The organism is uncultured Amaricoccus sp., from assembly GCF_937891315.1.
GTDB lineage: Bacteria > Pseudomonadota > Alphaproteobacteria > Rhodobacterales > Rhodobacteraceae > Amaricoccus.
On record NZ_CALAGI010000092.1, the window covers coordinates 1 to 20,728 of the forward strand.

Annotated in this window: 20 protein-coding genes; 8 read left to right on the forward strand and 12 right to left on the reverse strand. The window is 69.0% G+C overall.

The window, feature by feature from the left end; all coding sequences use genetic code 11:
- The first annotated feature begins 232 nt into the window (after window positions 1–232).
- The 3 genes from Q0480_RS08250 (at window position 233) to Q0480_RS08260 (ending at window position 2,582) form a co-directional block, all read left to right on the forward strand.
- The gene (locus Q0480_RS08250; protein ID WP_299131953.1) at window positions 233–829 is read left to right on the forward strand and encodes an outer membrane lipoprotein carrier protein LolA; all 597 of its coding nucleotides are present in this window, start codon (window positions 233–235) and stop codon (window positions 827–829) included.
- Window positions 830–1,064: 235 nt separating this feature from the next.
- On the forward strand, window positions 1,065–1,499 hold the full coding sequence (locus Q0480_RS08255; RefSeq protein WP_299131954.1) for a hypothetical protein: 435 nt from the start codon (window positions 1,065–1,067) through the stop codon (window positions 1,497–1,499).
- Window positions 1,500–1,580: 81 nt separating this feature from the next.
- Window positions 1,581–2,582 (forward strand): LLM class flavin-dependent oxidoreductase, encoded by a 1,002-nt coding sequence (locus Q0480_RS08260; protein ID WP_299131955.1) that lies wholly within the window; start codon window positions 1,581–1,583, stop codon window positions 2,580–2,582.
- Here Q0480_RS08260 and Q0480_RS08265 read toward each other — a convergent pair whose 3' ends face one another.
- From Q0480_RS08265 to hutI, 4 genes are read right to left on the reverse strand one after another with little or no spacing between them, the layout of a single operon-like run.
- Window positions 2,583–2,999, reverse strand: a complete 417-nt coding sequence (locus Q0480_RS08265; RefSeq protein ID WP_299131956.1) for an NUDIX domain-containing protein — start codon at window positions 2,997–2,999, stop codon at window positions 2,583–2,585.
- On the reverse strand, window positions 2,996–4,669 hold the full coding sequence (gene hutU / locus Q0480_RS08270) for a urocanate hydratase (RefSeq protein ID WP_299131957.1): 1,674 nt from the start codon (window positions 4,667–4,669) through the stop codon (window positions 2,996–2,998). The genes Q0480_RS08265 and hutU overlap by 4 nt, the downstream gene beginning before the upstream one ends.
- Window positions 4,666–6,234, reverse strand: a complete 1,569-nt coding sequence (hutH, locus tag Q0480_RS08275) for a histidine ammonia-lyase (protein ID WP_299131958.1) — start codon at window positions 6,232–6,234, stop codon at window positions 4,666–4,668. The genes hutU and hutH overlap by 4 nt, the downstream gene beginning before the upstream one ends.
- A complete protein-coding gene (hutI, locus tag Q0480_RS08280; RefSeq protein ID WP_299131959.1) occupies window positions 6,231–7,433 on the reverse strand; it encodes an imidazolonepropionase in 1,203 nt (400 codons plus the stop codon). Before hutI ends, hutH begins: the two co-directional genes overlap by 4 nt.
- An 84-nt stretch (window positions 7,434–7,517) precedes the next feature.
- On the opposite strand from hutI, the gene Q0480_RS08285 reads away from it, so the two are divergent.
- On the forward strand, window positions 7,518–8,879 hold the full coding sequence (locus Q0480_RS08285; RefSeq protein ID WP_299131960.1) for a formimidoylglutamate deiminase: 1,362 nt from the start codon (window positions 7,518–7,520) through the stop codon (window positions 8,877–8,879).
- Between the two features lie 4 nt (window positions 8,880–8,883).
- Window positions 8,884–9,588, forward strand: a complete 705-nt coding sequence (locus Q0480_RS08290; RefSeq protein ID WP_299131961.1) for a GntR family transcriptional regulator — start codon at window positions 8,884–8,886, stop codon at window positions 9,586–9,588.
- On the opposite strand, the gene Q0480_RS08295 is transcribed toward Q0480_RS08290, so the two are convergent.
- Window positions 9,589–12,048, reverse strand: coding sequence for a penicillin acylase family protein (locus tag Q0480_RS08295; RefSeq protein WP_299131962.1), 2,460 nt, complete (start codon window positions 12,046–12,048; stop codon window positions 9,589–9,591).
- A gap of 86 nt (window positions 12,049–12,134) precedes the next feature.
- Between Q0480_RS08295 and Q0480_RS08300 the strand changes: the two genes are divergently transcribed.
- The 3 genes from Q0480_RS08300 to Q0480_RS08310 are packed head-to-tail and all read left to right on the forward strand — an operon-like array spanning window position 12,135 to window position 14,304.
- The gene (locus Q0480_RS08300; protein WP_299131963.1) at window positions 12,135–12,998 is read left to right on the forward strand and encodes an NAD(P)-dependent oxidoreductase; all 864 of its coding nucleotides are present in this window, start codon (window positions 12,135–12,137) and stop codon (window positions 12,996–12,998) included.
- A complete protein-coding gene (rpe, locus tag Q0480_RS08305) occupies window positions 12,995–13,663 on the forward strand; it encodes a ribulose-phosphate 3-epimerase (RefSeq protein WP_299131964.1) in 669 nt (222 codons plus the stop codon). The genes Q0480_RS08300 and rpe overlap by 4 nt, the downstream gene beginning before the upstream one ends.
- Before the next feature lie 53 nt (window positions 13,664–13,716).
- The gene (locus Q0480_RS08310; RefSeq protein ID WP_299131965.1) at window positions 13,717–14,304 is read left to right on the forward strand and encodes a hypothetical protein; all 588 of its coding nucleotides are present in this window, start codon (window positions 13,717–13,719) and stop codon (window positions 14,302–14,304) included.
- Window positions 14,305–14,332: 28 nt separating this feature from the next.
- Here the strand turns inward: Q0480_RS08310 and Q0480_RS08315 are convergent, their stop codons facing one another.
- The 7 genes from Q0480_RS08315 to sufB all read right to left on the reverse strand — a co-directional run bounded on the left by Q0480_RS08315 (window position 14,333) and on the right by sufB (window position 20,686).
- On the reverse strand, window positions 14,333–15,553 hold the full coding sequence (locus tag Q0480_RS08315) for a cysteine desulfurase (protein WP_299131966.1): 1,221 nt from the start codon (window positions 15,551–15,553) through the stop codon (window positions 14,333–14,335).
- Window positions 15,553–16,137: a Yip1 family protein gene (locus Q0480_RS08320; protein WP_299131967.1), complete on the reverse strand. Its 585-nt coding sequence runs from the start codon at window positions 16,135–16,137 to the stop codon at window positions 15,553–15,555. Before Q0480_RS08320 ends, Q0480_RS08315 begins: the two co-directional genes overlap by 1 nt.
- Window positions 16,138–16,164: 27 nt before the next feature.
- Entirely contained in the window at window positions 16,165–16,764 is a 600-nt protein-coding gene (locus Q0480_RS08325; protein WP_350459549.1) for a YIP1 family protein, read from the reverse strand.
- A gap of 4 nt (window positions 16,765–16,768) precedes the next feature.
- On the reverse strand, window positions 16,769–18,055 hold the full coding sequence (locus tag Q0480_RS08330; RefSeq protein WP_299131970.1) for a SufD family Fe-S cluster assembly protein: 1,287 nt from the start codon (window positions 18,053–18,055) through the stop codon (window positions 16,769–16,771).
- Window position 18,056: 1 nt separating this feature from the next.
- Window positions 18,057–18,812 carry a Fe-S cluster assembly ATPase SufC gene (sufC, locus tag Q0480_RS08335; RefSeq protein WP_299131971.1) on the reverse strand — a complete coding sequence of 252 codons (756 nt, stop codon included), beginning with the start codon at window positions 18,810–18,812 and terminating at the stop codon, window positions 18,057–18,059.
- 108 nt (window positions 18,813–18,920) lie between these two features.
- Window positions 18,921–19,163 carry a hypothetical protein gene (locus Q0480_RS08340; protein WP_299131972.1) on the reverse strand — a complete coding sequence of 81 codons (243 nt, stop codon included), beginning with the start codon at window positions 19,161–19,163 and terminating at the stop codon, window positions 18,921–18,923.
- Window positions 19,163–20,686, reverse strand: coding sequence for a Fe-S cluster assembly protein SufB (sufB, locus tag Q0480_RS08345; protein WP_299131973.1), 1,524 nt, complete (start codon window positions 20,684–20,686; stop codon window positions 19,163–19,165). Before sufB ends, Q0480_RS08340 begins: the two co-directional genes overlap by 1 nt.
- Window positions 20,687–20,728: the final 42 nt, after the last annotated feature.

The following is a 20,728-nucleotide window of genomic DNA, read 5'->3' on the forward strand; positions in this document are numbered from 1 at the left end:
CGACCGGCGGAATCTTTTTCCCGGCCTGGACGGCGTGGGGGACGCTATTCACCGTGCGTGTGCGGCCGGTCTGGTTCTTTGAGCCGTGTTACCGAACAGAGCAGAAAAGCCGAGAACTATCTCAGTATCCGATCATCCGGTGAGGGCAGGGCCCGCCTCCCAATCCCGCCTATCGAACTTGTGAGCCAGTGCGCCCATGCATTCCCCACGCCAACCCGCTAACACTGCGCGCATGAATCGCCGCGCCCTCCTCCTCGCCCTCACCGCCCTGCCCTTCGCCGCGCCCGCCTTCGCGCAGGCGGTGGATGTGTCCGCGATCAACGCCTATCTCGTCGCGCTGCGCAACGCGCAGGGGCGGTTTCGCCAGACCAATCCCAATGGATCGGTGCAGACCGGCGCCTTCTACCTGGCGAAGCCGGGGCGGATCCGCTTTGAATACGATCAGCCCAAAGGGGCCATGGTGATCGCCGACGGGACCAATGTCGGCGTGTTCGATCCGAAATCGAACCGCAATCCCACGCGCTACCCGCTCAGCCGGACGCCTCTGTCGCTGCTCCTGCGCGAGAACCTGTCGCTGCGCGAGCCGGGCATGGTGCTCGGCGCGACGCGCGACGCGGCGGGGGTGCATGTGACGGTGGTCGACCCCCGGGCGCCGAACGACGGGCGGATGGTGATGACCTTCTCCGAGGATCCGATCGCGCTGCGGGCCTGGGCGATCACCACCAAGACCGGCCAGCGGACCGAGGTGGCGCTGACCGAGCTTTCCACCGGCGTGAGTTCGAACCCGAGCCTCTTCAATATCGAACTCGCCGCCGCCAACTACCGCTGACCGAACCCGTCTCGACCGCGCGGCGGATCGGGGTCCGCTCGTCGGATGCTCCAGTCACGCGGTCCCGCCGCCACCCATCCGGCCCGGCCGGGCCGCCGGCGGAAGTCGGGCAACCTCGCGTTAACCACGTTCGGGCATAGTCCCCGCCCAAGTCGCCCGGCTCGGCGCCCGTCCGCGGGGCTGAGCCGCCGGGGGCGCTGGTCCCCGGAGCGCGTCGGCATCGAAGGGGTCCGCCATGTGGCACATCCGGCTTCGTCCGCTCATTCTGTCGCTGCTCCTCGTCCGCGTCGATGGCGCGTTCGCCGAGGAGGCGGCGCCGTCGCCGGTCCGGTTCGTCGTGCTCGAAGCCTCGGACGCCTGCGGCTTCTTCCGCGGCCAGGCCTATGGGCGGGGCCTGGCGCATTTCTCGATCGAAATGCTGTGGGCCTGCGAGGCGATCTCGCAGCGGCGCGCGGCGCGGATACCGCTGGGACCGCGGCTCGCCGCGTGTGACGATGCGCTGACGCGCTATCACGCGGCGATCGCCGCTCTCGCGCGGCTGGCGACGGCCGAGCGGCGGCGGCTGGGCTGGAACGCGCCGATCCAGCCGCTGAGCGACGAGCGCCGGGCGGCAATCGCCGAGGAGACCGGCGCGATCGCGGCGCTCGAGGCGATCCGCGCCGGATTTTAGGCGCGAGCGACCTCCCGTCAGGGCTGGATTGACGGCCGACCGTGTCTACATTCGGGGAGCAATCCTCTCCCGGTGTGTCCCATGATCCCCTATTCCGTGCTCGACCTGTCGCCGGTTCCCGAAGGCCGGTCCGCCGCCGACGCGCTGCGCAATACGCTTGATCTCGCGCGGCGGGCCGAGGAATGGGGCTATCATCGCTTCTGGCTGGCCGAGCATCACAACATGCCCGGGATCGCCAGCGCCGCGACGGCGGTGGTGATCGGACAGGTCGCGGCGGGAACGGAGCGCATCCGGGTCGGCGCCGGCGGGGTCATGCTGCCGAACCACGCGCCATTGATGGTGGCCGAGCAGTTCGGCACGCTGGCGACGCTCTACCCCGGCCGGATCGACCTCGGGCTCGGACGGGCGCCGGGGACCGACATGGCGACGGCCCGCGCCCTGCGGCGGGGGATGGAGGCGGCGGACACCTTTCCGCGCGATGTGCTGGAACTCATCGGCTATTTCGACGACGACGCGCCGGACCGGACGGTGCGCGCCGTGCCGGGCACGGGGACGCATGTGCCGGTCTGGATCCTCGGATCAAGCCTCTATGGCGCGCAGCTCGCCGCGCATTTCGGCCTGCCCTACGCCTTCGCCTCACATTTCGCCCCGGCCGCGCTCGACCAGGCGATAGCGGTCTATCGCGAGACCTTCCGGCCCTCGGTCCATCTCGACCGGCCGCGGTTCATGCTGGCGGTCAACGTCTTCGCGGCCGCGACCGACGCCGTGGGCGCGTATCTGCGGAGCTCGACGCAGCTCGCCTTCGCCCGCCTGCGCTCCGGCCGGCCGGGCCCGCTGCCGCGGCCCGTCGCCGATGTCGCGGCGGAGATCGGGCCGGCGGCGCTCGCCATGGTGAACGAGGCGCTGGCGGTCACGGCCGCGGGCGCGCCGGAGACGGTGCGGGCCGCGTTCGCCGCGCTGATCGCGCGGCACCGGCCGGACGAACTGATCCTGACCGGCCAGATCCACGACCACGCCGCGCGCCTGCGTTCCTTCGAGATCGCCGCCGAGGCGCTGCGCGCGCTTGAACCCGCGGCGGCCTGATCAGCCGAAGGCCCGCGCGGCATGCGCGACGCTTTCAACGTCGGCGCTGGTATCGGTTCGGACGGCGAGGCCGGCGATCGGCGCCCAGGCGGCTTCCAGCGCGTCGTCGGCGGCCAGCGGCTCACCTTCGAGCCAGGCGCAGGTCACGGCGACCATCACGTAATGCGCCCGCAACGCCCCATCCTCGCGGTGGAAGGCGTCGAGCGCGGCGAAGGCGGCGCCGGCGCGGCAGCGGACGCCGGTCTCCTCCCGGGCCTCGCGCTCCGCCGCCGCGCCGAGCGTCTCGCCGAGTTCGATCTTGCCGCCGGGAAAGCCCCAGAGGCCGGCGTCCGGCGGATTGGCGCGACGGACGAGCAGCACCTCCTCGCCGCGCAGGATCACCGCCAGAACCGCCGGGACGGGCCGCGGCGCGCTCAATTGCCGAGGATCCCCGGCAGGCGCAGCCCGTTTTCCCGCGCGCAGTCGAGCGCGATCTCGTAGCCGGCGTCGGCATGGCGCATGACGCCGGTCGCGGGGTCGTTCCAGAGGACGCGGCCGATCCGCGCATCCGCCTCGACGGTGCCGTCGCAGCAGATCACCATGCCGGAATGCTGGCTGAAGCCCATGCCGACGCCGCCGCCGTGATGCAGGCTGACCCAGGTCGCGCCGCTCGCGCAATTCAGGAGCGCGTTCAGCAGCGGCCAGTCCGACACCGCGTCCGATCCGTCCTTCATCGCCTCGGTCTCGCGGTTCGGGCTCGCCACGGACCCCGAATCGAGATGGTCGCGGCCGATCACGATCGGCGCCTTCAGCTCGCCGGTCCGCACCATCTCGTTGAAGGCGAGGCCGAGCCGATGGCGCTGACCCAGCCCGACCCAGCAGATCCGCGCCGGCAGGCCCTGAAAGGCGATCCGTTCGCGCGCCATGTCGAGCCATTGGTGCAGATGCGGATCGTCCGGGATCAGCTCCTTCACCTTGGCGTCGGTCCTGTAGATGTCCTCCGGATCGCCCGACAGCGCCGCCCAGCGGAACGGCCCGATGCCCCGGCAGAACAGCGGCCGGATATAGGCCGGCACGAAACCGGGGAAGGCGAAGGCATCCTTGAGCCCCTCGTCCAGCGCCACCTGACGAATGTTGTTGCCATAATCGAGCGTGGGCACGCCGGCGTTCCAGAAGTCGACCATCGCCATCACATGGACCTTCATGCTGGCGCGCGCGGCCTTCTCCACCGCCTTCGGGTCGCTTTCGCGCTTTTCGCGCCATTCGCCCATGGTCCAGCCGAGCGGCAGATAGCCGTTGACCGGGTCATGCGCGCTGGTCTGGTCGGTCACGATGTCGGGCCGGACGCCGCGGCGGACGAGTTCGGGAAAGACCTCGGCCGCGTTGCCGAGCAGACCGACGGACTTCGCCTCGCCCGCCTTGGTCCAGCGCTCGATCAGCGCCAGCGCTTCGTCCAGCGTCTCGGCCTTCTCGTCGAGATAGCGGGTGCGCAGGCGGAAATCGATGCTGTCGGGATTGCATTCGACGGCGAGACAGCAGGCCCCGGCGAAGACGGCGGCCAGCGGCTGGGCGCCGCCCATGCCGCCGAGCCCGCCGGTCAGGATCCAGCGCCCCCTGAGATCGCCGCCATAGTGCTTGCGCCCGGCCTCGGCGAAGGTCTCGAAAGTGCCCTGCACGATGCCCTGGGTGCCGATATAGATCCAGGAGCCGGCCGTCATCTGGCCGTACATCATCAGCCCCTTGCGGTCGAGCTCGTGGAAATGGTCCCAGTTCGCCCAATGCGGCACCAGATTCGAATTGGCGATCAGCACGCGGGGCGCGTCGGGATGGGTACGAAAGACGCCCACCGGCTTGCCCGACTGCACCAGCAGCGTCTCGTCGGCTTCGAGATCGCGCAGGGACGCGACGATCCGGTCGAAATCCGCCCAGGTCCGCGCCGCGCGGCCGATGCCGCCATAGACCACCAGCTCGTGCGGATTCTCCGCCACGTCGGGTGCCAGATTGTTCATCAGCATCCGCAGCGGCGCCTCGGTGAGCCAGCTCTTGGCGCTGATCTCGGTCCCGGTCGGCGGGGTGATGGTGCGGATATTGTGGCGCGGATCGGTCATGAAATGTCTCCCCTGTCCCGGCCGGTTCCGGCCCCTGTTCCCCTGTCGCCCAGTTCCGGCAACCCAAGCCCGCAAGCCGCGACCAGCGCGCCCGAGCGCACCAGCGCCGCGGCCTCCTCCAGCTCCGGCGCGACGTAGCGATCGTCGCCGAGCGTCGGCACCCGCTCGCGCAGCCGCGCGATCACGGCGGCGAGCGGCGCGCTGGTCCGGAGCGGTGCGCGATATTCGATCCCCTGCGCGGCGCAGAGCGCCTCGATCCCGAGGATGCGTTCGAGATTGCCCACCATCCGCCCGAGCCGCCGCGCCCCGTGCGCCGCCATCGAGACGTGATCCTCCTGATTGGCGCTGGTCGGCGTCGAATCGGTCGAGCAGGGATGCGCGAGATGCTTGTTCTCGCTCATCAAGGCGGCGGTGGTGACCTCGGCGATCATGTAGCCGGAGTTCAGCCCGGGATTGGCGGTCAGGAACGGCGGCAGATCGTGGCTCAGCGTCGGATCGACCATCAGCGCCACCCGCCGCTGGGCGACGGCGCCGATCTCCGCCACGGCCAGCGCGATGATATCGGCCGCGAAAGCAACCGGTTCGGCGTGAAAATTCCCACCCGACACGATGCCGTCTCTCAGCACCAGCGGATTGTCGGTGGCGGCGTTCGCTTCGGTTTCCAGCGTCGAAGCCGCGTGGCGCAACAGATCCATCGCCGCGCCGGTCACCTGCGGCTGGCAGCGGATGCAATAGGGATCCTGCACCCGGCTGTCGCCGTCGCGATGGCTCTCGCGGATTTCCGATCCCGCCAGCACCGCGCGCATCGCCGCCGCCGCCTCGATCTGCCCGCGATGGCCGCGCAGCGCGTGGATCTCGGCGCGAAGCGGCGCGGTCGAGCCCATGATCGCATCCGTGCTCAGCGCTGAGATGACCAGCGCATTCCGCGCCGCCTGCCAGGCGCCGAACAGCCCGGCCAACGCCCAGGCGGTGGAGAATTGCGTGCCGTTGATGAGCGCCAGCCCCTCCTTCGCCGCCAGCTCGATCGGTGCGAGCCCGACGGAGGCCAGCGCCGCCGCGCCCGGCATTACCGCGCCCCCGACCTCGGCCGCGCCCTCGCCGATCATCACCACCGCCATATGCGCCAGCGGCGCCAGATCGCCGGAGGCCCCGACCGAGCCCTGCGCCGGCACGACCGGCGTCACCCCGCGGGCGAGCATGCCCTCCAGTAGCTCGATCAGTTCCCAGCGCACGCCCGAGGCGCCGCGGCCGAGCGACAGCAGCTTCAGCGCCATCATCAGCCGCGTGACGGCGACCGGCGTCGCCTCCCCTACCCCGGCGCAATGGCTGAGGATCAGGTTCCGCTGCAACCGCGCGGTGTCCTTCGCCGCGATCTTGACGCTGGCGAGCTTGCCGAAGCCGGTATTGACGCCATAGACCGCCGCCTCTCCGGCGACCGCCGTCGCGATCCGGCCGGCCGCCATCTCGACCGCCGGCCGCGCCGATCGATCGAGCATGGCCGGCGCGCCCGCGAGCACCGCGCGCAGCGCGTCGAGCCGGGTTTCCCCGGGCAACATCGCAATCATTCCGAGCCTCCGAACAGCCGCTCGACCAGCGGATTGAACCCGATGCGATAGGCGAGTGCGCGCGGATGCTCGACCTCCCAGATCGCGAGATCGGCGCGCATCCCCGGCGCGATCACACCGCGATCGCGCAACCCGAGCGCCCTGGCCGCGACCTTCGTCGTCCCGGCCAGCGCCTCCTCCGGCGTCAGGCGGAAGAGCGCGCAGCTCATGTTCATCGCGAGCAGCAGGGACGTCAGCGGCGAGGTGCCGGGGTTGCAGTCGGTCGCCACCGCGATCGCCACCCCGGCGGCGCGCAGATCCTCGACCGGCGGCGCCTTGGTCTCGCGCAAGGTGTAGTAGGCGCCGGGCAACAGCACCGCGACGGTCCCCGCCGCCGCCATCGCCCGGGCGCCCGCCGCGTCGAGCCATTCGAGATGATCGGCCGACAGCGCCCCATGGCGCGCGGCGAGTTCGGCGCCGCGCAGGTTCGAGAGCTGTTCGGCATGGAGCTTCACCGGCAGGCCGAGCTCCGCCGCCACGGCGAAGACCTGCGCCATCTCGTCCGGCGAAAACGCGATGCCCTCGCAGAAGCCGTCCACCGCGTCGACCAGCCCCTCGGCCGCGGCGGCGCGCAGGGTGGGCAGGCAGACCTCGGCGAGATAGCCCGCCGGGTCGCCGCGATACTCCGCCGGGACCGCGTGCGCGCCGAGGTAGCTCGTCCGCACCGACACCGGACGCACCCGGCCGATCGCGCGCGCGACCCGGAGCATCCGCAGCTCGGTCTCGCGTTCGAGCCCATAGCCCGACTTGATCTCGATCGTCCCGACGCCCTCGGCGATCAGCGCGTCGATCCGCGGCAGGGCGGCGGCGAGCAAGGCGCCCTCGTCCGCCGCGCGCGTCGCTGCGACGGTCGAGACAATGCCGCCCCCGGCACGGGCGATCTGCTCGTAGCTCGCCCCTTGCAGTCGCATCTCGAATTCCAGCGCCCGATCGCCGCCATGCACGACATGGGTATGGCAATCGATCAGCGCCGGCGTGATGAGCCGGCCCGCCAGATCGCGCACCGGCGGGTCGCCAAGATCCGACGGAAGTCCGGCTTCCGGTCCCACCCAGGCAACCTTGCCACCCCGGAGGACGACGGCGCCGGCGGGAATCAGTCCATATCCATCGGCCATGGTCGCCACGACCGTGTTTGTCAGAATAATATCCGTGGCTTGCATCTGCGTCCTCAGGATTTGTCAATGCTTGACGACTCGAATATGTAAATGCATATTAAACCTCAGTCAATCATCTGGAGGCCGCCCTTGCCGCAGACCCTGTTCGCCCCGGTCGCCCTCCTGCCCGAAGGATGGATCCGCGATCTGCGGCTCGAGATCGACGAGGGGCGCATCACCTCGGTCACGCCGAACACCTCGCCGAGGCCCGGCGACAATCTGCTGGCCGAGCGGGCGCTGATACCGGCCGCGGCCAATCTGCACAGCCACACCTTCCAGCGGGCCATGGCCGGCATGACCGAGCGGCGGGGGCCGAGTCCGGACAGCTTCTGGACCTGGCGCCGACTGATGTACAAGTTTCTCGATCATCTGACGCCGGAGCAGGTCGAGGCGATCGCCGCTTTCGCCTTCGTCGAGATGCTGGAATCCGGCTTCGCGGCGGTGGCGGAGTTCCACTATCTGCACCATCAGCCGGGCGGGCACCCTTACGACAACATCGCGGAAATGTCGCAGCGGATCGCCGCGGCGGCGGGGTCGGTCGGGATCGGCCTGACATTGCTGCCGGTGCTCTATACCTACGGCGGAGCGCGGGAGGCGCCGCTTTCGGACGGCCAGCTGCGCTTTGGTTGCGACATCGACCGGTTCGCCGCGCTGACCGAATGCGCGCCCGACCTCGGCCCCGACGGCGTGCTCGGCGCGGCGCCGCATTCGCTGCGCGCGACGACGCCACGCGACCTCGGCGCGCTGCTCGCGGTGCGCCCCAGCGGGCCGCTGCATATCCACGCCGCCGAGCAGGAGGAGGAGGTGGCCCAGATCGAGGCCTGGCTGGGGCGGCGTCCGGTGGATTTCCTGTTGTCCGAGATCGGCCTCGATGCGCGCTGGTGCCTGATCCACGCGACGCAGATGACCGAGACCGAGACACGGGAACTCGCGGTTTCCGGCGCGGTCGCGGGGCTCTGCCCGATCACCGAGGCAAATCTCGGCGACGGCATCTTCAACGGGCCGACCTATCTCGCGGCCGGCGGCGGCTTCGGGCTCGGCACCGACAGCAATATCCAGATCAATCTCGCGACCGAACTGCGCCAGCTCGAATATTCCCAGCGCCTGCGCGACCGGGCGCGCAATGTGCTGAGCGTGCCGGGCGCCTCGACCGGCACCACGCTCTACACCGGCGCGCTCGCCGGCGGGGCGCGCGCACTCGGGCGCGACAGCGGCGCGATCCGGGTCGGCGCCTGGGCCGATCTGCTGACGCTGGACCGCGATCATGCCAGTCTCGCGCCGCTTGATCAGCTGCAGATCCTCGACGGCTGGATCTTCGCCGGACCGCGCGGCGCGGTGCGCGACGTCTGGTCGGCGGGACGGCGCGTGGTGAGCGACGGCCGGCATTTCGACCGCGACCGGATCGAAACCGCCTGGCGCCGGACCATGGCCGACCTCCGCGCCCTGATCTGATCCGATGATCAAGCCGACGGCAAAGCACGCGGCGATCCACGCCGATCTGCTCGCGCGTATCACCTCGGGCGCCTGGCCGCCCGGCACGGCGATCCCGCGCGAGGCGGAACTGGCGCGGGAATTCGACTGCACCCGGCCGACCGTGGCCCGCGCCCTCGCCGCGCTGGTCGAGGCCGGGCTGATCGAACGCCGCCGCCGCGCCGGAAGCCGCGTTGTCGAGCGCCGCGCGCGCGAGGCGCTTCTGCGCATCCCGCTCATCCGCGAGGAGATCGAGGCGACGGGGCGGGCCTACGGCTATCACCGCCTGTCGCGCCGCCGGGGCACGCCGCCGTCCGCGATCCGCGCCCTGCTGGGGCCTGGGCCGGCGTTGCGCGTCACCTGCCTGCACAGCGCGGACGGACGACCCTATCAGCTCGAAGACCGCTGGATCAGCCTCGCCACCGCGCCGGGCGCCGAGGCCGAGACCTTCCTCGACGCCGGCCCCAACGACTGGCTGGTGCGGACCGTGCCCTTCTCGGTCGCCGAGCACAGCCTTTCCGCCGCGGCGGCGAACGAGGTCGAGGCCGAGGCGCTGGCGATCCCCGTCGGCGCCCCGGTCTTTGTCATCGAGCGCGCAACCTGGCTCGACGGCGCGGCGGTGACCTTCGCCCGCCTGACCCATCCGGGCGCCGGCTTCCGCCTCCTCACCCGCGACGTCGGCCCGGCCTGACTACGGCGCCTTCGGCGTCAGCCGCGTCGAGCCGATGGACCCGGCGCGGGCGAGGTTCGCATCGAGCGACATCGGGATGTATTCCCCCCGGCGCCAGAGCACCGACTGATCGTCATAGTAGCGCGACATCGGATGGCCGCTCTGACCGGTGGCGATGATAAAGACGCTCGAATCGGGATCGGAGAAATCATAGACCGCGCGGAACCCCGCCGCGTGGGTGTTGCGATAGGGTTCAGGGCCGCTCGCCGGGGTCTGGCCGCGCATCAGCGTATCGTCGCCGCCCGCCGTGCTCTGGGTGATGTTGACGAGTTGACCGAGCACCGGAATATCGCCCAGCGTCTGGTGCCGATGCACCGCCTGATGCGCGTCGCCCCAGCGCCAGCTTTCGAGCCTCGGGCCATAGGCCTCGCTCAATTCGAGCAGCGCGTCGTCGAGCGCGCGACGGGCCATCTCGACGCAGGTCTCCACGACGGTCGATCGCGCCACGTCGCACCAGACGCCGGCCCCGTCCACGTTGCGATAGACCCTCTCGATGAACACCGGATCGGGTCGCTGAACCGAGACGGAGAGCGCGCCGAGTTCGTCCACCGTCAGCCGCCGCTGCAGCGCCCGCGCCCAGGCCGCCCAGATCAGCGGTTCGGGATCATGCTCGGACATCGCCCCGTTCCAGTTCGCCAGCCGCTCCAGGGCGAGTTGCCGCTGGCGCGCGGCCGTGTCCTCGGCCACCGGCTCGCCGGAATACCAGAGGTCGCGGGCGATCAGCGGCAACAGCACCCGCGCCGCTTCGGACACCGTGTCGGTCTGGATCTCGATGAAACTGTCGAGGCTGTGATACTGCCGGTCGTTCAGCAGCTTGCTCGCCCGCAGGATCCGGTGGTCGTCGCCCCAGTCGAAGCTGAGATGGTCGGGAAAGCGCGCGTCGGTAAGCCGGTTGTTGGTATTGACCACGATACCGCTGGCCGGGTCCTCCACCCAGGGATTTTCGTCGAATGGCCGCGTGCCCTGCCAGTCGTTCACGGCGAGCCAGCCAGGCGCCGGCACCCTGCCCTGACTGGTGTGGCCCGCTTGCCGGATCGGCGCGCGGCCGATCATCTGCAGCGCCACCGACTCATGGTCGGCGAGGGTGAGGTTCAGCGAGGGTGCGACGAAATTCGCCGCCGCGACCCGTGCCTCGCGGATCGAGCGGGCGCGCATCAGGCCGATGGCGGCACCGATCGAGCGGTCGTCCTCGGTCAGCGCGGTCCAGGCGAGGCTCGCCACGTCGCCGGGAGGAGTCACCGCGGCGGCGCCGAACCAGTCGCCGGGGATGACCGGCCCGTGCCGGCTCCAGCGCAGGCCAAGCGTCACGTCTGGCGCGCCCTTCACCTTGATCGCCGCCCCGCGGGTCTCGAACCGGGCGTATCCGGTCGGCGTCAGGTATTCGTTCGGGTCGGCGGGGTTCAGTCGCTCGATATAGATGTCCTGATCGTCGAGATAGCTGGAGGTGAGGCCCCAGCCGAGATCGGCGTTGCGCCCGATCAGCACCGCCGGTACGCCCGGGATCGTCGCGCCCATCACCGGCCCCTCGGCCAGATCCATCCGCGCCAGCATCCAGATCGACGGCGCGCTCAGCGCGAGATGCGGGTCGGTGGCCAGCAGCGGCGCGCCGCCGGCCGTCCGCTTGCCCATCGCCGCGAAGGCGTTCGAGGCGCCACCGAGCCCGACGGCCGGCGTCGGGTCGAAGGCGACGCGCGCGGTTCGGATCGGACCGCCCGGCGCGCCGGGAAAGAGTTCGGAATAGTCGGGCAACCCCATTACCGGCGCGTTCGGCGATTCGGGCAGGATATCGCGCAGCCGCTCCGGCGGCAGGCGCAGCGACAGCGCGGCGCGCAGGGTCTCGCGCTCGGCCTTGTCGGTCAGCTGCAGCGCCATCAGCTTCAGGATCGCGATCGAATCGGCGGGCGTCCAGGGCGCGATGCGCGGGTTGAAGAGGAAGAATTCCGGGGCGCCGCGGCCCAACGCCTCGTCCTGCACCACGCGCAGCCAGGCGTTCACCCCGGCGCAATAGGCCTCCATCGCCGCCGTCGTCGCCGCGTCCTGCGAGCGCGCCGCCCGGCGCGAGAGGCCGTAGATATCGAGCGCGCGCATCAGCTCGTCCACCGGCACCGTCTCGGGGCCGAACAGTTCCGACAGCTGGCCCTGGGCGGTGCGGCGCAGCAGCGTCATCTGCCAGAGCCGATCCTGCGCATGCGCGAAGCCGAGCCCGAAGAAGGCGTCGCTGTCCTCCGTCGCGAGGATATGCGGAACCGCGTGGCTGTCGCGCAGGATCTCGATCTCGGCGCGCGGCCCCTCGACCACATAGGAGCGACCATAGTCGGGCAACGATTGTTGCGCGAGATAGTAGGCCAGCGCCACCGCCGCGAGGGCAAGCACGGCCAGTGCGAGGAATGCGCGCATCAGCCAGCGGAAGAGAAACGCCATGCGAGCCGGTCCCTTCGCTGTCGGCTTGACCCCGTTGGGATAGCAGGCCACTAGAGGCGACACAACGGCGGGGGGCGTGTGGCGACATGGCACGGGTAGCTTTCATCGGTCTCGGCGTCATGGGCTATCCGATGGCCGGACATCTCGCGGCCAAAGGCCATTCCGTCACGGTTTTCAACCGCTCGCCGGCACGCGCCGCGGCCTGGGTCACCCAGCACGGCGGGGCGCGCGCCGCGACGCCGGCCGAGGCGGCGGCGGCGGCGGAAATCGTCTTTTGCTGCGTCGGCAATGACGACGACCTGCGCTCCGTAACCTTGGGCGAGGGCGGCGCCTTTGCGACGCTCGCCCCTGGCGCGATCTTCGTCGACCATACCACCGCCTCCGCAACGGTCGCGCGAGAGTTGAGCGCGGCCGCCGAGCAGCGCGGCGCGCGCTTTGTCGACGCGCCGGTGTCCGGCGGTCAGGCCGGAGCCGAGAACGGCGCCCTCACCGTCATGTGCGGCGGCGCGCCCGAGCCTTACGCCGCGGCCGAGCCGGTGATCCTCGCCTATGCCCGCGCCTGCCGGCTGATGGGGCCGGCGGGAGCCGGGCAGCTGACCAAGATGGTGAACCAGATCTGCATCGCCGGCCTGCTGCAGGGCCTGTCCGAGGGGTTGGCCTTCGCGAAAAAGGCGGGCCTCGACGGCGAGGCGGTGCTGGAAGTGATCTCGAAAGGCGCGGCGGGCTCGTGGCAGATGGAAAATCGCGGCAAGACCATGCTGGCGGGCAAGTTCGACTTCGGTTTCGCGGTGGACTGGATGCGCAAGGACCTCGGCATCTGCCTCGCCGAGGCTGATCTGAACGGCGCCGCCCTGCCGGTCACCGCGCTGATCGACCAGTTCTACAAGGATGTGCAGGGCCTCGGTGGAGCGCGCTGGGACACGTCGAGCCTGATCGAACGGCTGAAATGACCGCCCCCTTCTCCCGCGACGTCAAGATCGCGCCCTCGATCCTTTCCGCCGATTTCGCCCGGCTCGGCGAGGAGATCCGCGCGATCGAGGCGGCCGGCGCCGACTGGGTGCATGTCGATGTGATGGACGGACATTTCGTGCCGAACATCACCATCGGCCCGGCCGTGGTGGCCGCGCTGCGTCCACATGTGACGACCGTGATGGACGTGCATCTGATGATCCAGCCGGCGGATCCCTTCCTCGAAGCCTTCGTCAAGGCCGGGGCCGATATCATCACCATCCACGCCGAGGCCGGTCCGCATCTCGACCGGAGCCTCGCGCGCATCCGCGAACTCGGCGTCAGGGCGGGCGTGTCCCTGACGCCCTCGACGCCACCCGCGGCCGTCGAATACGTGCTTGACCGCTGCGACCTCATTCTCGTCATGACGGTCAATCCGGGCTTCGGCGGCCAATCCTTCCTGACCTCGCAGCTTCCCAAGATCCGCGCGCTGCGCGCGATGATCGGCGCGCGGCCGATCTGGCTCGAGGTCGATGGCGGGGTCACACCCAACACCGCGCCGCTGGTCCGCGCCGCCGGCGCCGACGCGCTGGTCGCCGGCTCCGCCGTCTTCAAGGGCGGCGACTACGCCGCGAACATCGCGGCGATCCGCGCGTCCTGCGGCTGAGCGCATTTACAAAACGCCTCAGCGGGCGCAAGATCACAAGTCAAGCGGATCAGATGTTGGCAACTATAGCAGGTGCCATTTTGACTTGGGACGGACTGATAGCTGTGGTCGTCGCCTCGATACCCGTTGTGATTACCGCGGTCGGGTTCGTCATGAAATCGGCGATCGAAACCTCGACGGCGGTCCTGCGAAGCAGTATCTCCGAAGTGAACCAGTCAAATCTGCGGAGAGCCGAGGAACTCAATCGGAGCATGCTCGAGTTGACTCAGGCGATCGACATCGATTTGCGTGGGCGGCGCGTGGTGGTGTATGAGGAACTCTGGAAACTGACCTCTCTTTTGCCGCTCTACCCGAGACCAAATCCTGTCACGCTTCAAACTCTCCTGACATTCAGTGAGAGCCTTCGCAACTGGTACTTCGACAAAGGTGGAATGTATCTCTCAGAGCGTGCGAGGGACGCATATTTCGGCGTCCAGGAGGAAATCCAGCGCCACGTCGTCGAGGCCGATGAGCGCCCGTTGAGTTCCGACGCCTACGAAATGATCCGGAAGAAGTGCAGCACGCTGCGGACCGAACTTGCTGACGATCTCATCTCACGCCGCGCGGCGCCGCGACTAAGTGCCAAGGCCGCCGCCCCATAGCGCCGAGACTCCGCCCCCCTGTGATCTCTCAGGAAAACAGATCGTGGCAGGTTTCCAGCGCGTCCACCAGCACATCGACTTCGTCGGGGGTGTTGTAGAGAGCGAAGGAGGCCCGGCAGGTCGCGGTGACGCCGAGATGGGTCATCAGCGGTTGCGCGCAATGATGGCCGGCGCGGACGGCGACGCCCTTGCGGTCGACAATCGTCGAAATATCATGCGGATGCGCGCCACCATCAAGGGTGAAGGAGAAGATCGCCCCCTTGCCCGGTGCCGTGCCCTGCAGGTTCAGCCAGTTGAGCCCGGACAGCCGGTCGCTCGCATAGTCGCGCAGCTTGTGCTCATGCGCGGCGATATTGTCGAGCCCGAGTCCGGTCATGTAGTCGAGCGCCACTCCGAGGCCGATCATCGGCACGATGGCCGGAGTGCCGGCCTCGAACTTGTGCGGCGCGTCGTTGTAGGTGACGTGATCCTTCGTGACCTCGCGGATCATGTCGCCGCCGCCGATGAACGGGCGCATTTCCGCCAGCCGCTCGCGGCGGATGTAGATCGCGCCCGATCCGGTCGGGCCATAGAGCTTGTGCCCGGTGATCGCATAGAAATCGCAGCCGATATCGACCACGTCGATCGCCATGTGCACCGCCGCCTGGCTGCCGTCCACCAGGACCGGCACACCGAGTGCGGCGGCCGCGGCCGAGATCGCCTTCACATCGACCACCGTGCCGAGCACGTTCGACATGTGGGTGATCGCGACGAGCTTGGTGCGCGGGCCTATCGCGTCGATCACCGCCTGCGGATCGAGCCCGCCGTCGGGGGCGGTATCGACCCATTTCAGCACCACGCCCTGACGCTCGCGCAGAAAGTGCCAGGGGACGATATTGGCGTGATGCTCCATCACGCTGAGCACGATCTCGTCGCCCGCCGCGAGCCGCGGCGCGGCCCAGGCGTAGGAGACGAGGTTGATGCCCATGGTCGAGCCCGAGGTGAACAGGATCTCGTCCTCATGCGCCGCGCCGAGAAACCGTCGGATCGTGCCGCGCACCGCCTCGTAGCGGTCGGTCGCCTGATTGGAGAGGTAGTGCAACCCGCGATGCACATTGGCATAGCCGTTCTCGTAAGTCTCGGTCATCGCCTCGATCACCGCCCGCGGCTTCTGGGCCGAGGCGCCGTTGTCGAGATAGACCAGCGGCCGGCCATGGACCTGACGCGAGAGGATCGGAAAATCGCGGCGAACCGCGGCGACGTCGTACATCATGTACCCCCGCTCGGAGTGATGCCGAGAATGGCAAGGAGCATCGCCACGCCGATGAAGAGCACGATGGTGGTCAGGACCACACCGCCGAGCACCATCATCGGATTGTTGAACCCGTGCAGCTCGGTGACGAAATTGGCGAAGGCCCAGAGCCCCCAGAACACGGCGAAGAACGCGACCGGCGGGGCGAGCGGCGGCAGCACGAAGAGCATCAGCAACTGCGCGACCTGCAGGACGAGCATGACCGCGTTGAGCCAGACCAACAGGGTCAGGGCGTCCCAGAACGACCCCGACCCGCCAAACAGCGCGCCGATGCGATGGGTGAGGACGGCGATCACCCCGAGCAGCGCGAATTCGACCAGCGCGCCGAGCAGTGGCGTGCCGAGCATCCAGGTCGCCACCCCGTCGACCACTCCGCCACTGACGCGCATGGCAACGAAAGCAAGAATGATGCCGAGGCAGGTAATCACCAGGGCGAGTTGCAACAGTTCGTTCGGACCAAAGCGCATGCCGAGAATCCGTCGCGCCGCGGTCCTGGGGCGCAGGAAGCTCTCCTTGACCAGTTCGGCCCATCTCCGGGTCATCTCAGTCTCCATGCGCGCCTCCGTCCGTCAGCCCGTAACCGGCGCGCCGCGCAGGAGCAAGCTCACCGACACCGAAAGGCCGGCGAAGAGAAGACCGAGCACGAGCGCCACGCGGCCGGTGGCCGGAAAGCCTTCGGCCTCGGCGAAGCTGGCTGCGAAGAGCCAGAGCCAGTAGGCCATCGCGGCATAGCCGAGCAGACGTCCGATGGTCGGCGCGCCATCGAACGCCGCCTCGCCGAGGAGGCGCGCGAAGGTCACGGCGAGCGCGAGTGGTCCCGCGAGAAGCAGGCTCCAGATCACCGCCGCCCGGGCCCCGAAATAGCCGCCGGTTGCCCCGAAGGCGCGGCCGACGAGATGCGCCAACGCGGCGACGCCATAGACGAGCAGCGGCGCCACGAAGAGATAGCCGAAAAGATGCGCCGAGACCGCGCCCGCCAGCGGCTGGTCGATGTCGAGCGCCCGCGCCGCGCGGACGGCGTTCGGCAGGCTGGCGACAAGGCCCATGCCGCAGGCCATGAAGAGCCAGGCAAGGAGGCGCGCGTCGGTCAGCCCCGCCGCGATCTCGCGCGCCATGGCGCCCCGCGGGTCGCGGTAGGCCCGCGCGATTGCTCCGGCAAGGCCCGCCACGGGATCAGAGCCGGCCCCGGCGCGCCAGCCAGCCGGCGAGCCTCGCCCGAACGTCGTCGGCCAGCCCCGCGTCCTCGATCTCGGCGATCGCCTCGTCGAGGAAGGCGAGCACCAGCAGCCCCTCGGCCTCGCTTCGCGGAATGCCGCGCGAGGTGAGATAGAACAGAGAGGTCGGATCAACCGCGCCGCAGGTCGAGCCGTGGCTGCAGACGACGTCGTCGGCGTAGATTTCGAGCTCGGGCTTGGCCAGGAACTGGCTGTCTCCGTCCAGCAGCAGCGCCTGGCTGATCTGGTAGCCGTCGGTCTTCTGCGCACCGGGCTTCACCAGGATCTTGCCCTGGAACACCCCGACCGCGCCGTCGCGCAGCACCTTCTTGAACACCTGCCGGCTCTCGCAGCGTTCCGCGTCATGGGTGATGAAGACGGTGTCGTCGTGATGGAAATCGCCCTCGCCTACACAGGCGCCGGCCACCCGCGCATGCGCGTCGTCGCCGGTGAACTCGATCACGCATTCGTTGCGGGTCAGTCGCCCGTTCATGGCGAGGGTGAAGGACTTGAAGCTCGACCGCGCGCCGAGCCGCGCGAAGATCGCGGTCGCGGCGCGGCGCTCATGGTCGCGGCCCTGGGTGCGGACATGGTGGAAGGCCGCGTCGTCGGCGATCTCGACCTCCAGCACGGAGTTCAGCCGCGCCGCCCCCGCGCCGGTTTCGAGCAGCGTGAGGTCCGCGCCCGCCTCGAGTCGAATCACAAGGCGCACCATCGCATCGGCGTCCGGCTTCTCGCGCAGATAGACGAGCCGCAGCGGCGCCGGCGCCGCGCCGCCGACGCGGATCACCAGCCCCTCGGTCGCCCGCGCGGTATTGAGCGCGGCGAGCGGACGGTCGACCGGCGACTGCCCCCGCGCCTCGAGACCGCCGAACAGGTCGCGCGCCCAGTGAATGTCGGTGGCGAGCGCCGCGCGCAGCGTCTGGATCTCGACACCGGCACCCTCCAGCGCATCGGATCGATCCGGGGCGAAGACGCCATCGACAAAGACAAGCCGCGGGCCAGCGGCCTCGGCGAAGGCCTCGTCGGCGCTCAGAACCGCCGCCGCGGGCGCCGCCTCCGCCGTCAGGCTGGTCGGGTCGGTGAAGCGCCAATATTCATCGCGCCGGATCGGCGCGCCCATATCGACAAACCGCCGCGCCGCCAGCGCACGCGCCGCGCCGGCCCAAACCGCCTCGCCGGCGGGTTGGGACCACGCCGCGAGCAGCGCGGCGCCGGCGTCCGTCTTTCGTACCGCGACCGCCATCTCAGGCCACGGACTTCAGGATGCCGGCATAGCCGTTGTTCTCGACCTCGAGCGCCAGATCCGGGCCGCCGCTTTGGACGATGCGGCCATCTGCCATGATATGCACCACGTCCGGACGGATATGGTCGAGCAGCCGCTGATAGTGGGTGATGACGAGGAATGCCCGGTCGGGCGAGCGCAGCGCGTTGACGCCTTCGGCCACCAACTTCATCGCATCGACGTCGAGGCCCGAGTCGGTCTCGTCGAGAATGCACATGCGCGGCTGAAGCACCGCCATCTGCAGGATTTCGTTGCGCTTCTTCTCGCCGCCGGAAAAGCCGACATTCACCGGCCGCTTCAGCATCTCGGCGTCGATATTGAGCGTGCGCGCCTTTTCGCGGACCAGGCGCAGGAAGTCGGCGGCGTTGACCTCCGTCTCGCCCCGCGCCTTGCGCTGCGCATTGAGCGCGGTGCGCAGGAAGGTCATGTTGCCGACGCCGGGGATCTCGACCGGATACTGGAAGGCGAGAAACAGCCCGGCGGCGGCGCGGTCCTGCGGCTCCAGCGCCAGCAGGTCGGCGCCGTCGAGCGTCGCGGTCCCGTCGGTCACCTCGTAGCCGTCGCGACCGGCGAGCACATAGCTCAGCGTCGACTTGCCCGAACCGTTCGGACCCATGATCGCGTGAACCTCGCCGGCCTTCACCTCGAGATCGAGGCCCTTGAGGATCTGCTTTTCCTCCTCCTCGAGCTTGACGCGGAGGTTCTCAATTTTCAGCATGCTGCTTCCTCGTCTCGATACGAACCGGCGCCGGGCGGGGCGCGCTGCTCCATCTGTCCAGAAAATACGTCGCGGCGGCGACCAGGCCCGCCAACAGGAGCGCGCAGGTCATTCCGGCTCGCCTTCCCGCCGGAAGCCTGCGATCCAGAGCGCCAGCGCGAGCCAGAGCACCGCCGTCAGCGCCTGGATGAGCGGGTTCGGCCACCAGGTCAGCGCACTGATCCAGACGCCCGCGGCGCCCGCGAAGGGCGCGGCCACCAACCCCGCCGTCAGCGCGTCGTCGAGCGAGACGCCACGCGCCAGGCGCAAGGTCCCGGGAACGCCGGCGAGATGCGAAAGCAGGCCAGCCATCAGCCGACGCTCCCTTCGAGACTGATCGCGACGAGCTTCTGCGCCTCCATGGCGAACTCCATGGGCAGCGCCTGCAGCACCTCGCGGCAGAAACCGTTGACGACCAGCGCGACCGCCTCCTCCTCGTCCATGCCGCGGGCGCGGCAATAGAAGAGCTGGTCCTCGTCCACCTTGGAAGTGGTCGCCTCGTGCTCCACCCGGCTCGAGTTGTTCTTCACCTCGATATAGGGAACCGTATGCGCGCCGCAGGCGCCGCCGATGAGCAGGCTGTCGCACTGGGTATAGTTGCGGCTGTTCCTGGCCTTCGGATGCATCGAGACGAGGCCGCGATAGGTGTTCTGCGCGCGCCCGGCCGAGATGCCCTTGGAGACGATCCGACTCTTGGTGTTCTTGCCGAGATGGACCATCTTGGTGCCGGTGTCGGCCTGCTGGGCGTTGTTGGCGATGGCGATCGAGTAGAACTCGCCCTGCGCGCTCTCGCCGCGCAGCAGGCAGGAGGGGTATTTCCAGGTGATCGCCGATCCGGTCTCGACCTGGGTCCACATCACCTTGGCCCGCGCCTCGCGGCAATCCGCGCGCTTGGTCACGAAGTTGTAGACGCCGCCCCGGCCTTCCTCGTCGCCGGGATACCAGTTCTGGACCGTGGAATATTTCACCTCGGCATCCTCGAGGATCACGATCTCCACCACCGCCGCGTGCAGCTGCGCCGTATCGCGTTTCGGCGCCGTGCAGCCTTCGAGGTAGCTGACATAGGAGCCCTTGTCGGCGATGATCAGCGTCCGCTCGAACTGGCCGGTATTCTCGGCGTTGATGCGGAAATAGGTCGAAAGCTCCATCGGGCATTTCACGCCGGGTGGGATATAGACGAAGGAGCCATCGGAAAAGACCGCCGAGTTCAGCGTCGCGTAGAAATTGTCGCTCACCGGCACCACGCTGCCGAGATACTTGCGCACCAGATCGGGATATTCCCGCACCGCTTCGGATATCGGGCAGAAGATCACGCCGGCCTTCGCCAGCTCCGCCTTGAAGGTGGTGCCGACCGAAACCGAGTCGAACACCGCGTCGACCGCGACCTTGCGCCCTTCGACCGGCGTGTCGCCGGCGCCCTCCACACCCGCCAGAATCATCTGCTCCTTGAGCGGGATGCCGAGTTTCTCGTACGTGGCGAGCAAAGTCGGATCGACATCGTCGAGCGACTTCGGCCGCGTGGTCATGCTCTTCGGACGGGCGTAATAATACTGATCCTGGAAGTCGATCTTCGGATAGTGAACCATCGCCCAGGTCGGTTCCTCGAGCGTCTTCCACCGCTCGAAAGCCTTGAGCCGCCACTCGGTCAGCCAATCGGGCTCGCCGTTCTTTTCCGAGATCAGCCGGACGATGCCCTCGTTCAGCCCCTTCGGCGCGTATTCGGTGTCGATGTCGGTGGAGAACCCGTACTTGTATCGCTCGCCAACCGAGCGCACCGCGTCAACGGTCTCCTGATCGACCCCCTCACGAACGCCGATGTCGTCGACTGCCGCCATGTCCCGCCTCTCCAAATATCCACCCCACACCGATCGATCACC